Consider the following 11,838-nt stretch of genomic DNA (forward strand, 5'->3'; position numbering starts at 1 on the left):
GAAGGTTCTCGTTCGTCCCGGTGCGTCCTCGCGCGAGGCCGCGCCATCCCACATTCGAATGCGGGATGGCTGGTCGCGCGACGGCGCTTCGACGCCGCCTAGCTGTTCGGACCGCGATCCATGCTGACAGGCTGCCAGCGGCGCAACGCGGTGTTCTGCAGCACCGACGGATTGACGCAGCTTACCGGCCACATGCCTTGCAGCACTAGGGTTCAGACTCAATTGATCCAATAGGCGACGATGGCGGCGAGGTGCACGGCAGCCAAGAAGTTTCTGGCAAGTTTGTCGTAGCGAGTTGCGACACGCCTGAAGTCCTTGAGGCGGCAGAAACAGCGCTCGATGACGTTGCGTCCCTTATAGGCGCGTTTGTTGAAGCTGTGGAGGATGACCCTGTTGGATTTGTTTGGAATGACGGGCTTGGCACCACGATCGACGATTTCGGCGCGAAAGCCGTCGCCGTCGTATCCTTTGTCGCCGATGAGGGCAGACATGGGTGGCGCGAGTTCCAAAAGGGCCGGCGCGGCGGCAATATCTGCGTCCTGGCCTGGAGTGAGATGAAATGCGCAAGGTCTGCAATCAGGGTCGCTCAGCGCGTGGATTTTCGTGGTCCGCCCGCCGCGCGAGGAGCCGATCGCCTGTTCATGCTCCCCCCTTTTCCGCCGCTCGCCGAGCGATGCGCTTTGATCGAGGTGGAATCGATGGACAAAGTCACGCCATCCTTTCCGCAGCGGGCGAGCGCTTCAAAGATCGCCTGCCAATGTCCGCGCTTGGCCCAGCGATTAAAGCGATTGTAGATCGTCGTGTAAGGACCATAGTCGGGCGGACAATCGCGCCAGCGTGCGCCGCACTGAAGCATGTGAATGATACCGCTGATAATGCGTCGATCGTCATCGCGCGCCGGGCCAGTCTGGTTCGTTGGCAGATGCGGCTTAATCTGAGCCCACTGCTTGTCGTTCAGCCAGAACAGCCCCTTGCGCACCTAACTCCCCCGTGCCGAATCAATCCAACGCGAGGGAATCAGAAATCGCTAATTAGGTACAGACCCTAGTGACAATTCGTAGCCCACCCGGCGCTTGCGCGCCTCGTCAAAACGTGCCGAGGCCGAGGCGACGTGGGCGGTCAAGGTAACATTGTCCATCCCGAGCATCGGGTTGTTGTGTGACGGCGGCTCCTTTTCCAGCACGTCGAGCGCGGCATGAGCGATCCAGCCCTCCTGCAGCGCCTTGATCAGCGCCTCCTCGTCGACGGTGGCGCCGCGCCCCGTGTTGACGAAGATTGCCGATTTTTTCATCTGACGGAAATGCTTCTCGGTCAGCATGTGATGCACCTCGGGCCGCGCCGGGGCGTGCATCGAGACGAAATCCGATTGTGACAGCACCTCCGACAGTGTCGCCGGTATCACGCCGTGGTCATACATCAGCGTTTCCTGGATGAAGGGGTCGTAGGCCATCATCCGCAAGCCGAACGGGGCGGCGCGTTTGGCCACCGCGCGCGCGACCCGGCCGAAGGAAATGAAGCCAAGCGTCTGCCCCATCAGGCGAGGAATCTTCAGGAGCGCCGGGCGGCCCTCGGCCCAGCGGCCGGTACGCACCATCTTGTCCTGCTCGATCAGGCGGCGGAAGCCGGCGAGCAGCAGCATCATGGCGTGATCGGCCACCTCCTCGATGAAGGTGTCGGGGACGTTGGTGACGGGAATGCCGCGGGCGGTCGCCGCTTTCACGTCAACGGAATCGACGCCGACGCTGCCGAGCGTGATCACCCTGCAGTTCTCGAGCGCGTCGATGATCGTCTTGGTGATCGGCATGCCCTTGGCGTAGATCGCGTCGGCGGTCTTTGCCGCGGCGATGAACTCGGCCTCGTTGGCCGGAGCCTCGACGATCTCGGCGCCGATCGGGTCGAGCGCCTCCCTTTCATAGTCGTAGCCGCCGCCGGCGACCGTGAAGCTCGCGCCCTTCGGCGTGACCACTCTGAATTTCGACATTGCGTGCTCCCGATGTGAGTCTTCTGTTCTTGCTTGTTGCTCGTTGATTCTTGCTTGGCTTTTGCTTGGGCCACGGCCTTGCACCGCCGCCTATCTACTTCTACGCGACTTGAGTGGCTTCCTCCACAATTGCCGGTTGGTCCGCGGTTTATTCTCCGGGCTTCTACGGGGAACCACCGTAACCAACAGGTAAAGGCTCTCACATTACGGTGCGCAGAATCAATCCGCCAATCGCGCCGCGTTCCCACCTCTCGGAGGCCTCCCCTTTGAAGCTGTCAAATCTGAAGATCACCCCCAAGCTCGGCATTCTGGTGGGGGTGACGCTCCTTGGCCTGTGCGCGGCCGGCATCCTCGCCGGCTACCTCGTGCAGCGTGAGATGGTGAGCGCACGTTTCGAGCAGAGCAAGGCGATCGCCGAAATGGCGCGCAACATGGCGATTGGGTTGCAGAAACAGGTGGATGCGGGCCAGATGACCAAGGATGCGGCGATCGCCGAGTTCGGCCGTCGCGGCAACACGCTCAACTATGATAATGGCTCCGGTTATGTGTTCGCCTATACGATGGAAGGCGTCACGATTCTTGCCCCGGATCCGAAGCAGATCGGCCAGAACCGCCTCGACGTCGAAACCAATGGCCGCAAGCTGGCGCGTGAGTTGCGCGACGGCGTGGCCGCCAAGGGCGATGTCACCTTGCGCTATGAATATATGAAGCCGGGCCAGGAGCAGCCGATCCGCAAGCTGTCCTACGCGGTCGCCATTCCCGGCTGGAACATGTTCGTCGGCACCGGCGTCTATCTCGACGATCTCGACGCGAAGATGAAGCCGATCGCGTGGCTGCTCGGCCTTGCGATCCTCGGCATCGGTGTTCTCTCGGGCTCGATCGCCTGGCTGCTCGGCCGCAGCATCTCCCGGCCGCTCAGCCTGCTCGGCAGCCGCATGCGCGACATCGCCGACGGCAAACTCGACGGCGACATCCCCGGTGTCGGCCGCGGCGACGAGGTCGGCGCGATGGCGGCGACCGTCCAGATCTTCAAGGACAATGCGGTCAAGATCCGCGATCTCGAACAGGCCGAGGCCGCGAGCCAGGCCCGCGCCGCCGCCGATCGCCGCTCCGCGATGGAAAACATCGCCAACGACTTCGAGTGCAGCGTGAACGGCATCGTCCGCTCGGTGGCAACAGCCGCCGCCGGCATGCAGACCACGGCGCAGTCGATGACCGCGACCGCGAGCGACGCCAGTGCGCGCGCCGCGACCGTCGGTGCGGCGTCCGAGAGCGCCTCCAACAATGTCGGCACCGTTGCCGCCGCGGCCGAAGAGCTCTCCAGCTCGGTTGCCGAGATCGCCCGCCAGGTGGCGCGCTCCAGCGAGGTCGCCAGCCGGGCGGTGGCCGATGCCGAACGCACCAACGCGACCGTGCAGGCGCTGTCCACCGGCGCCGAGAAGATCGGCGAGGTAGTCAAGCTGATTCACTCGATCGCGGCCCAGACCAATCTGCTCGCGCTCAACGCCACCATCGAGGCGGCGCGCGCCGGCGAATCCGGTCGTGGTTTTGCGGTGGTCGCCTCCGAGGTGAAGGCGCTCGCCAACCAGACCGCGAAGGCCACCGAGGAAATCTCGGCTCAGGTCGCGGCAATGCAGGCCTCCACCGGCGAGGCCGTGACCTCGATCGGCGGCATCACCACAACCATCGCTCAGATGAGCGAGATCACCGCCTCGATCTCGACCGCGATCGACCAGCAGGGCGACGCCACCCGTGAGATCGCGCGCAACATCCAGCAGGTTGCGGCCGGCTCGAGCGAGATCTCGGCGCATATCGGCGGCGTCACCACCGCGGCCTCGGCGACCGGCACGGCGGCAAGCGACGTGCTGTCGAACGCCCGCGAGCTCGACACCCAGTCCGGCATGCTGCGGGATGCGGTCGACGAATTCCTGCAGAAGGTGCGCGCGGCTTAAGGCCGACATGCGTAGCGTCGGCTAGCGAAGCGTAACCCACCATTTTTCACGGTTGAGTGGCGGGTTACGCCTTCGGCTAACCCACCTACGCTTCCGCGCATGTGGGCGCGCTTTCTTCCCGTCATTGCGAGCGGAGCGAAGCAATCCATACTTCCGCACACACTGAGATATGGATTGCTTCGTCGCTTCAGCGCAAAATTACTTTGCCATTTTGTCGCGAGCTCCTCGCAATGACGGAGAAGGTGAGACGGATGCGTCCCCTACTGCTCCTCGCTCCCGGTGTCGGCGATCAGCTTCTCCCACGGCACGAGCCGGCGGCAGTTTATCGCAGGTTGCGCTTCTACGATCCCGCCGGGAAGACCTGCGCAATGTGAAATGCCTTGGTCGTGACCAGCCATTTGCCGTCGAGCAGGTGGAAGACGAGATGGTCGATGAATTCGGTCTGGCCGATCCTAACCCGTACCCTGGCGATGGCCTGATCAGGGACGGCTTGCTCGATACCCAGGATCGCCTGATCGCGCGGGGACTTCATGGTTGCCGGCGACGGCCGGTTGCGCATGATGTCGCGAAATTCGGCGGCCGACCATGCGGAGAGCTTGCCGTCCCGCATGCCGTGCACGAGGCAGGCATCGGAGAAGACAGTGGGGAACTGATCGTCGTTGGCGTCATACATGAGATCGAAATATCCATCGATCGCGGCCATGATGGCCTGCAGATCACTCATGCAAAGTCTCCATTGCGGATGATGCTGAAGGGATCGAACCGGTGATCCCCGGTAACAGTGGCCGATATGGCGGCAGGATGCTACGACTGGGCTGTCATCTCTTGGATGACCGAAAGGCATCGACATGGACGAGGTTGATAGTCGGCTGGTTGATGGCCTGGTGGTTCTTGCGGCGGTCGCGGATGCGCGCAGCTTCGGCAGGGCCGCCGAACGGCTGGGTATGACGCAGTCCGGCGTCAGCAAGGCGATCGCAAAGCTCGAGGCCCGCCTCGACACCAGGCTGGTTCATCGAACGAGCCGCGCCGTCGAGCTGACCGAGGAGGGACGCGCGCTGCACGAGCGGGTGGTCCGACACCTGGCCGCGATCGGCGAAGCCGCTGCCGAAACCTCGAAATCGCGGGACGCGGTCCGCGGCAGGCTGCGCGTCAACGTCGATGCGCTATTCTCCCGCATGGTCCTGTCGCCGAAGCTGAGCGAATTCCTGCTGCAGAATCCGGAGCTGGAGCTGCGGATCGAGACCCGCGACCGGATCGCGGACCTGGTGAGCGACGGTTTCGATCTGGCGGTGCGCTTCGGCGAGCCGGCGCCCTCGGCGCTGATTGCCCGCCGGCTGCTCGATGCCCGCATCCTCACCATTGCCTCGCCGGCCTACATCGAACGTCATGGACGGCCGCACCACCCGCGCGATCTGGCGAGCGATGCACACCAATGCATCCTGGCGATCGACCCGGCGACCGGGCGTCCGTTCGACTGGGAGTTCTGGCGTGGCAGCGAGGTGTTGCCGGTCCCTGTCAACGGACGGCTCACCGTGACCGATTCTGGCACCAAGCTCGGCGCGTGCCTGGCCGGTTTCGGCATCGCGCAGGTGATCGATCTCGGCCTCTACGATCATGTGAAGAGTGGAGCGCTGGTCGACCTGTTTCCGGATTGGCCCGACGAGCGCTTCCCGCTCTATGTCTATTATCCGTCGCGAAGCCACGTGCCGGCGAAGGTGCGGACGTTCATCGATTTCATCACGGATAGCCTCGGCGCAAGGTCGGCCGCAGCGTCGGCCCGCGCCATCTCCGGCAAACGGCCGAGGGGGCATGTGACGGTCGCGGCCAGCACAGCGGCAACGGCCGTGCGCCGCTAGCGCTTCGCCGATCCCTGCCGCGAGGCGATCACGACGCCGGCGAGCACCAGCGCGTAGCCGATCAGGTGAAACAGCGCGAGCGTCTCGCCGAGCAGCAGGATCGCCATCGCCGAGCCGAACACTGGCACCAGATGGAAGAACGGCGCGGCTCGATTCGGGCCGATCAGCGCGACGCCGCGGTTGAAGAACAGATAGGCGAGGGTTGACGGGAAGATCAGCACGAAGCCCAGCGTCGCCATGGTCAGGAGGTCGAACTGCAGCCGCGCGCCGCTCGCGAACTCCCAGGTGGCGAACGGCAGCAGCAGCAGCGCGCCGCAGCAGGTGGTGAACGAGATCAGCGAGAGCTGATGGATCTTTGGCCGGCGCGGGATCAGCGCCGAATAGAGCCCGAACGACACCAGCGAGGAGCCGAACATGATGTCGCCCCTGTTGAAGCTGATGCTGGCGAGCGCGGAGAGGTCGCCGCGCACGATGATGGTGAGCACGCCGGCCAGCGAGATCGCGATGCCGGCGAGCTGCGCGGGCGTCAGCCGGATGCCGAACAGGATCAGCGACCACAGCGCCACGAACAGCGGCCCGGCTGACTGGATCAGGAGCGCATTGAGCGCCTCGGTATACTGCATCGCCCAGTAGGAGATCGCGTTGTTGAACGCGAAGCCGGTTGCCGACAACAGCAGCATCAGCGGCAGCGCGCCGCGCAGCTTCGGCCAGTCCTGCTTGAGATGCGGCCAGGCGAACGGCAGCAGGATCAGGAAGACGCCGGTCCAGCGGATCGTGGTCAACGTGATCGGCGGCACATGGCTGCCGACATGGCGCGCCAGCACGATGTTGGCGGCCCAGAACAGCGACGTCAGGCTGAGCAGCAGATAGGGCTGGTCGTTGAGCCAGCGCAGCGGCGAGCGGCGAATAGGGGGAGCGGCAGGCAAAGCGCGGAGGTCGGCCATTATTGGTTGATGTTGTGCCCGAATCTGCCGCTGCGGCAAGACGAAAGAGCGGATTGGTGCCATGCGCGAGATATTTCGAGGCTCAGACGCCGCCCGCGCTGGCTATCTCTGAGGCCCCGACAGCGAGATGTCGCGCTCCGCGCGAAAGACGTTGCCGTAGAGATTGGCAATCCATTGCCGCCCGGCGGAGGTGATGTTGAGGTAGCGGATCGCCTTCTGGATATGCGGCGCGACGCTATCCCAGTAGAACTGGGGATAGAGATTGACAAGGTCGGCCGGCGAGTCGTAGCCGAGCTCTCGGTTCAGCCCGGCCTCCTCGAATTCCAGGTAGAGCGCGTTGGCCTTGCGGATGTAGTTGGGATCGCCGAGCTGCCCGATCAGGTCGGCGGCGCGCAGCAATGCGGCCTCCTCGTCGAATGCCTCGTCCGGGGCGCTCAACGGAAAGCGCGTGCCCTCGATGGCATGCGCGATCCGGCCCCTGTCGAGCTGGGCGATGCCCTTGATCCGCTCCGTCACGAACATCTTGGAGCGGTCGATGTGATAGGGCATCAGCGCGGCGTCCGACGAGCCGCGCGGCAGCGTGACCTTGCGTCCATCGGCAGCGACGAGATAGCCGTCCGCATCGTCGGCCTCGAACAACCCGCGCACATAGCCAATGTCATGCGTGAGGCAGGCGATGACGACATGGGCATAGTCTTCGGCGGTCATGTGCGAATGCAGCGCACGCCCGCGCAGGATGTCGTGGCCAGCCAGCGTCACCAGCATGGTGTGCTCGACATTGTGATAGAGCGCGTCGCTGTTGCCGATGCATTCGATCGCGATCCGCGCGATCGAGGGCACCATCTCGACCAGCTGGGTCTGCGAAGTGCCGAACCGGCGCTGCATGTACTCGCCGAGGAACTTGCCGAGGGTGTCGGCCGCAAGTTCGGGAAGGGTCATCATCGCCTTGACCTCCGCGTTCGCACCGCCTGCAAGCAAAGGGCCCGCAACCTCATTTTAGCGTAGCGCCGCCATGTGACATAATCTTTGCGGCTGGACCGCGGCCCGGTCCGGGGCTAGCCCACTTCGGTTCTGATTGACTTTTGACGCGTTTTCTTCACCCGAACCGGTGTCCACTTCGCTCGAAAACGCTCTAGCCTGGAGCTGATGATGGGTGTCGATCTCTTGAACATAAAAGGCCTGCGCGAGCTGGATGACCAGGCGCCGGTCGTGATGGTCAATCTGATGCGGTTCCGCGAACGTTCGCTGGACGGCGGCGGTTCGGGCTGGGATGCCTATTTGCGCTACAGCGCGCTCACCGTTCCCATGATCAAGGCGCGCGGTGGCACGCTATTGTGGACCGGCAACGCCAAGACGGTGGCGCTGGGCGAGCCGGCCGGCCAGCAATGGGATTACCTCGCGCTGGTCCATTATCCGAGCGTTGCGGCCTTCCTCGACATGATGACCTCGGCCGATTACGAGACGCAGTGCGACCCGCATCGCCGCAACGGCTGCGAAGAGCACGTGATCATCGCGACGCGCGAGGCGTACAGCAAGTTCAAGGTCGGGTGAGACCATTGTCTCCCCTCATCCTGAGGAGCGGCGCCAGCCGCGTCTCGAAGGATGAGGCCACAGCGGGGCCTGCATGGTTCGAGACGCGCGTGCCGCGCTCCTCACCATGAGGGCAGGCATGTGGACGCTTAGGTCAGCGGCGCGATGGCCGCGTGGCAGGCCGCCTGCACCACCCGGCAGGCGTCATCTCTCGAGCGGCCCGCGCTGAGCGAGGCGAAGGTCGGATAGCTCGTCAGCGCAAAGATCAGGTCGACCGCATCCTTGCGGGCCTGCGGTGACGTGCCCGTCTCGGCGATGCGGTCGATCAATGTCGTGAAGATCTTGCGGCGGCGCTCGTTGCGGTCGCGCACGGCCTCGGCGAATTCGGGATCGGTCACCATCGCGTCGTGCAGCCGGCCGACCGCCGAATCCCGGCTCCAGAACGCGCAGAAGATCTCGACCAGGCGGTCGAGCGCAGCGCGCGGGTCGGCCATCGCCATGGCGTCGGCGAGCTGATGCAGTCCGCCGGCCTGCGCAATCTCGTCGAACACGGCTTCCAGTAGCCCGCGCCGCGAGCCGAACTGGTTGTAGACGGTCAGCCGCGTCACGCCGGCCGCTTTCGCCACCGTGTCCAGCGAGAACCGCGCGATGCTCTCCTCGCGCAGCGTCCGCGCCGCCGCTTCGACCACGCGGTCGCGCGTCTCGGCGGCGGCGGCGTTGCGCACCGAACTCACATAGCTGCGTGGTGACATCCGCTTGCCTTGCTTTTGTCGAATTGACTATACATTATGTATATCTAATTTTCCAGAGCCTTAATTGTTGGAGCGACATCATGCAGACCGTCCTGATCATAGCGCTGTCCCTTCACATCCTGTCATCGGTGTTTTGGGCCGGCTCGAGCTTCACCCTGGCGCGCACCGGCGGGTTGGGTGCCGAGAGGCTGCTGGTCCCGCAGATCGGCGCCGCGACGGTGGCGATCGTGACCGGCGCCACACTGTGGCATCTGGTTCACGAGGGATCGTTCACACTGACCGAGCAGATCCTGGCGGTGGGCGCGATCGCGGCGCTGGCGGCGGTCGCGGTGCAGGCCATTGTCGGCGGTGGCGCCGTCAGGCAACTCCGCAGCAGCGCGGGTGACGCAGCCGGCGCGCGCTCGCGGCTCGCGGTCGCACAGCGCATCGCGGCCGGATTGCTCGCGATCACCGCGCTGTGCATGGGCGCGGCGCGCTATGCGTGAGGCATGCCAAGACTCACGCTCGATCGGATTGGGTCAAGAAGGTGCAGCGGCGGAGGTCAACCTCTCCCTCGGGAGAGGTCGGCGCGTAGCGCCGGGTGAGGGGTTACGGTCTCTCGTTGGAGCCACGGCCCCTCACCCGATTTGCTGCGCAAATCGACCTCTCCCCGTCGGGGAGAGGTAAACCCAATCCCTGGCCGAGCCGACTCGACCGAACTTATCGCGCCCTAGAACTTCCGTACCAGGTCGGGCGTGATCTCCTTCAGGCTGCGGATGCCGAGCAGCGCCAGGTCGCGGTCGATCTCGGCGTGCAGCAGCGAGATCGCGCGCGCCACGCCGGCTTCGCCCGCGACCACCGCGGCATAGAGGAAGGGGCGGCCGACCCAGACGAAGTCGGCGCCGAGCGCCAGCGCCTTGATCACGTCGGTGCCGCGGCGGATGCCGCCGTCCATCATCACGGTCATGTTGCCCTTCTGCGCCGCGATCTCGGGCAGCGTGCGCAATGCGGAGATCGTGTAGTCGAGCTGGCGGCCGCCATGGTTGGAGACGATCACGCCGTCGCAGCCGTGCTCGCGCGCCAGCCGCGCGTCCTCCGGCGAGATCAGTCCCTTGACTACGAGCTTGCCGCGCCAGCGCTTGCGGATCAGCTCGACATGCTTCCAGGCGAGCTGGTCGCGGTTACCGATGTTGCGCATCAGGTTCTTGGACAGCACCGGCGGGCCCTGCTTGGCGTCCATGTTCTCGAAATGCGGCATGCCGTGGTTGAACACCGTGCGCGCCCACGTATTCAGCAGCCAGTCCGGATGCGTGATGGTGTCCCAGAAAACCCGCGGCGTGATCGCGAGCGGCACCTGGAAGCCGTTGCGGATGTTGTTCTCGCGGTTCGGCGGCACCGGCACGTCGGCGGTGACGACGAATGTGTCGTAGCCCGCGGCCGCGACGCGGTCGACCAGCGGCTCGATGCGTGCGTCGACGCCGGCGAGATAGGCCTGGTACCAGGCCTGCGGATTAGCGGCGCGGACATCCTCGAGCGTGATCAGCGAGGAGGCGGAGAGGATCATCGGCACATTGGCCGCGGCGGCTGCGCGCGTCAGCACGATGTCGCCGCGATAGGCACACAGCGCCGATGAGCCCATCGGCGGAATGCCGAACGGCGAGGCGTAGGTCTTGCCGAACAGCGTCGTGGTCTGGTCGCGGCCGGAGACGTCCTTCAGCACCCGCGGCACGAAGCCGTATTCGTCGAATGCCTTGCGATTGTCGGTGCGTGCCGCGTCGGTCTCGGCGCCGCCGGAGATGTAGCCGTAGAGGAATTTCGGCAACAGGCGGCGCGCTCTCGGCTCGAAATCATCGAGCGTGAGATAGCGCCGCAAACGCCTTGGCACGGCACTCGTGGCGCGGGTCACGGTGACGGGAGGCGGGGAGGGCGCGGTGGTCCGGTCGTGCACGTTGAGCGTTTCCGTTGTTCTTGTTGACGGCTTAGCCTAGCGCCTGCTGCCGCGCCCGACAAATCTCTCGTTGAACTTGTTGACGGACTGGCTGACGTCGCCGAGCGTCTTGCGGGTGTCGGCCATGAAGACGCCGGACTTCTTGTCGAAGCTCTGGATCAGCTCGCGCAGCGAGATCACGGTCGGCAGCAGCTCGCCGCCATATTTCTCGCTGCCGAGGCTTTTGATGAACTTGTCGGTTGCGGTCATCTTGTCGTCGACCGCGTTGACGCCGGCCTCCGCGGCATCGACGAAGCTCGTGACCAGCTCGCTATTGCCGGACAGCGAGCTGGTGAAGTTCTCGAAGCCTTGCAGGGTGTCCTTGACCGCGGCCTCGTTCTCGATGATGGCGCGGTCGACGTTACCAAGCGCGCGGCGCAGCTTTTCCGGCACACCCATCGTGCCCTCGGGATCGGCGGTCAGCTCCGGAATGCCGTCGGCGCCGCGGTCCGGCGGCGGCGCGGCGTTGGTGCCGCCGGTGAAGGAGATCGCGGCAATTCCGGTCAGGCCCTGGAATTCGAGGCCGACCTCGGTGTCCTTCTTGATCGGCGCATCGTTCTCGATCCGCGTCATCGCGACCACGCGGTGGTGGTCGAGCCTGATCGAGACCACCTCGCCGATCCGCACGCCGGCGAAGTTCACGCTGCCGCCGCGGCGCAGGCCTGACGCCGAACCCTCGAAGATCACGCGGAACGGCACCTGCCGCTTGATGCCGGCATAGCGCTGATAGCCGAGCCAGCCGACCAGCGAGCCCGCGATCAAGGCGAGCGTCAGGGTGCCGATCATCACATTGCTGGCGCGCGCCATTGCTCGAGACCTGTTCGCGAAGCGGGCCTAGAGATAGCGGATTTTCTGCC

The 11,838-nt window shown here is 64.9% G+C and carries 12 protein-coding genes and 1 pseudogene; 4 read left to right on the forward strand and 9 right to left on the reverse strand.

Annotated elements, in window-relative coordinates:
• Nucleotides 1-98 precede the first annotated feature (98 nt).
• From MTX23_RS36345 to MTX23_RS05170, 3 genes and pseudogenes are all read right to left on the reverse strand, one after another.
• A pseudogene (locus MTX23_RS36345) lies at nt 99-212 on the reverse strand (C-terminal binding protein); the annotation flags it as partial.
• 6 nt (nt 213-218) lie between these two features.
• Nucleotides 219-979, reverse strand: a protein-coding gene (locus MTX23_RS05165) for an IS5 family transposase (protein ID WP_280972083.1) whose coding sequence is annotated in 2 segments (ribosomal slippage) — nt 219-646 and nt 646-979 — 762 coding nt in all. Because the reading frame shifts where the segments join, the coding sequence is not laid out codon by codon here.
• 48 nt (nt 980-1,027) lie between these two features.
• Nucleotides 1,028-1,981 carry a C-terminal binding protein gene (locus tag MTX23_RS05170; RefSeq protein WP_280975553.1) on the reverse strand — a complete coding sequence of 318 codons (954 nt, stop codon included), beginning with the start codon at nt 1,979-1,981 and terminating at the stop codon, nt 1,028-1,030.
• A 266-nt stretch (nt 1,982-2,247) separates the two neighbouring features.
• On the opposite strand from MTX23_RS05170, the gene MTX23_RS05175 reads away from it, so the two are divergent.
• Entirely contained in the window at nt 2,248-3,933 is a 1,686-nt protein-coding gene (locus tag MTX23_RS05175) for a methyl-accepting chemotaxis protein (protein ID WP_280975554.1), read from the forward strand.
• Between the two features lie 340 nt (nt 3,934-4,273).
• Here the strand turns inward: MTX23_RS05175 and MTX23_RS05180 are convergent, their stop codons facing one another.
• Complete coding sequence (locus MTX23_RS05180) at nt 4,274-4,657, reverse strand: nuclear transport factor 2 family protein (protein WP_280975555.1); 384 nt, start codon at nt 4,655-4,657, stop codon at nt 4,274-4,276.
• A gap of 124 nt (nt 4,658-4,781) precedes the next feature.
• Here MTX23_RS05180 and MTX23_RS05185 point away from each other — a divergent pair, with 124 nt between their 5' ends.
• On the forward strand, nt 4,782-5,789 hold the full coding sequence (locus tag MTX23_RS05185) for a LysR family transcriptional regulator (protein WP_280975556.1): 1,008 nt from the start codon (nt 4,782-4,784) through the stop codon (nt 5,787-5,789).
• Here MTX23_RS05185 and MTX23_RS05190 read toward each other — a convergent pair.
• Nucleotides 5,786-6,733, reverse strand: coding sequence for a DMT family transporter (locus MTX23_RS05190; protein ID WP_280975557.1), 948 nt, complete (start codon nt 6,731-6,733; stop codon nt 5,786-5,788). The two genes, MTX23_RS05185 and MTX23_RS05190, sit on opposite strands and share 4 nt — an antisense overlap.
• Before the next feature lie 102 nt (nt 6,734-6,835).
• Nucleotides 6,836-7,675 carry a metal-dependent phosphohydrolase gene (locus MTX23_RS05195; RefSeq protein WP_280975558.1) on the reverse strand — a complete coding sequence of 280 codons (840 nt, stop codon included), beginning with the start codon at nt 7,673-7,675 and terminating at the stop codon, nt 6,836-6,838.
• Between the two features lie 207 nt (nt 7,676-7,882).
• Between MTX23_RS05195 and MTX23_RS05200 the strand changes: the two genes are divergently transcribed.
• Complete coding sequence (locus MTX23_RS05200; protein ID WP_280975559.1) at nt 7,883-8,284, forward strand: DUF1330 domain-containing protein; 402 nt, start codon at nt 7,883-7,885, stop codon at nt 8,282-8,284.
• A 128-nt stretch (nt 8,285-8,412) separates the two neighbouring features.
• On the opposite strand, the gene MTX23_RS05205 is transcribed toward MTX23_RS05200, so the two are convergent.
• Complete coding sequence (locus MTX23_RS05205; RefSeq protein WP_280975560.1) at nt 8,413-9,015, reverse strand: TetR/AcrR family transcriptional regulator; 603 nt, start codon at nt 9,013-9,015, stop codon at nt 8,413-8,415.
• 80 nt (nt 9,016-9,095) lie between these two features.
• Between MTX23_RS05205 and MTX23_RS05210 the strand changes: the two genes are divergently transcribed.
• Nucleotides 9,096-9,500, forward strand: a complete 405-nt coding sequence (locus MTX23_RS05210) for a hypothetical protein (RefSeq protein ID WP_280975561.1) — start codon at nt 9,096-9,098, stop codon at nt 9,498-9,500.
• 224 nt (nt 9,501-9,724) lie between these two features.
• Here MTX23_RS05210 and MTX23_RS05215 read toward each other — a convergent pair whose 3' ends face one another.
• Nucleotides 9,725-10,942, reverse strand: a complete 1,218-nt coding sequence (locus tag MTX23_RS05215; protein WP_280975562.1) for an alpha-hydroxy acid oxidase — start codon at nt 10,940-10,942, stop codon at nt 9,725-9,727.
• 36 nt (nt 10,943-10,978) lie between these two features.
• On the reverse strand, nt 10,979-11,788 hold the full coding sequence (locus MTX23_RS05220; protein WP_280975563.1) for an MlaD family protein: 810 nt from the start codon (nt 11,786-11,788) through the stop codon (nt 10,979-10,981).
• Nucleotides 11,789-11,838 lie beyond the last annotated feature (50 nt).

The organism is Bradyrhizobium sp. ISRA436 (genome assembly GCF_029910015.1).
Lineage (GTDB): Bacteria > Pseudomonadota > Alphaproteobacteria > Rhizobiales > Xanthobacteraceae > Bradyrhizobium.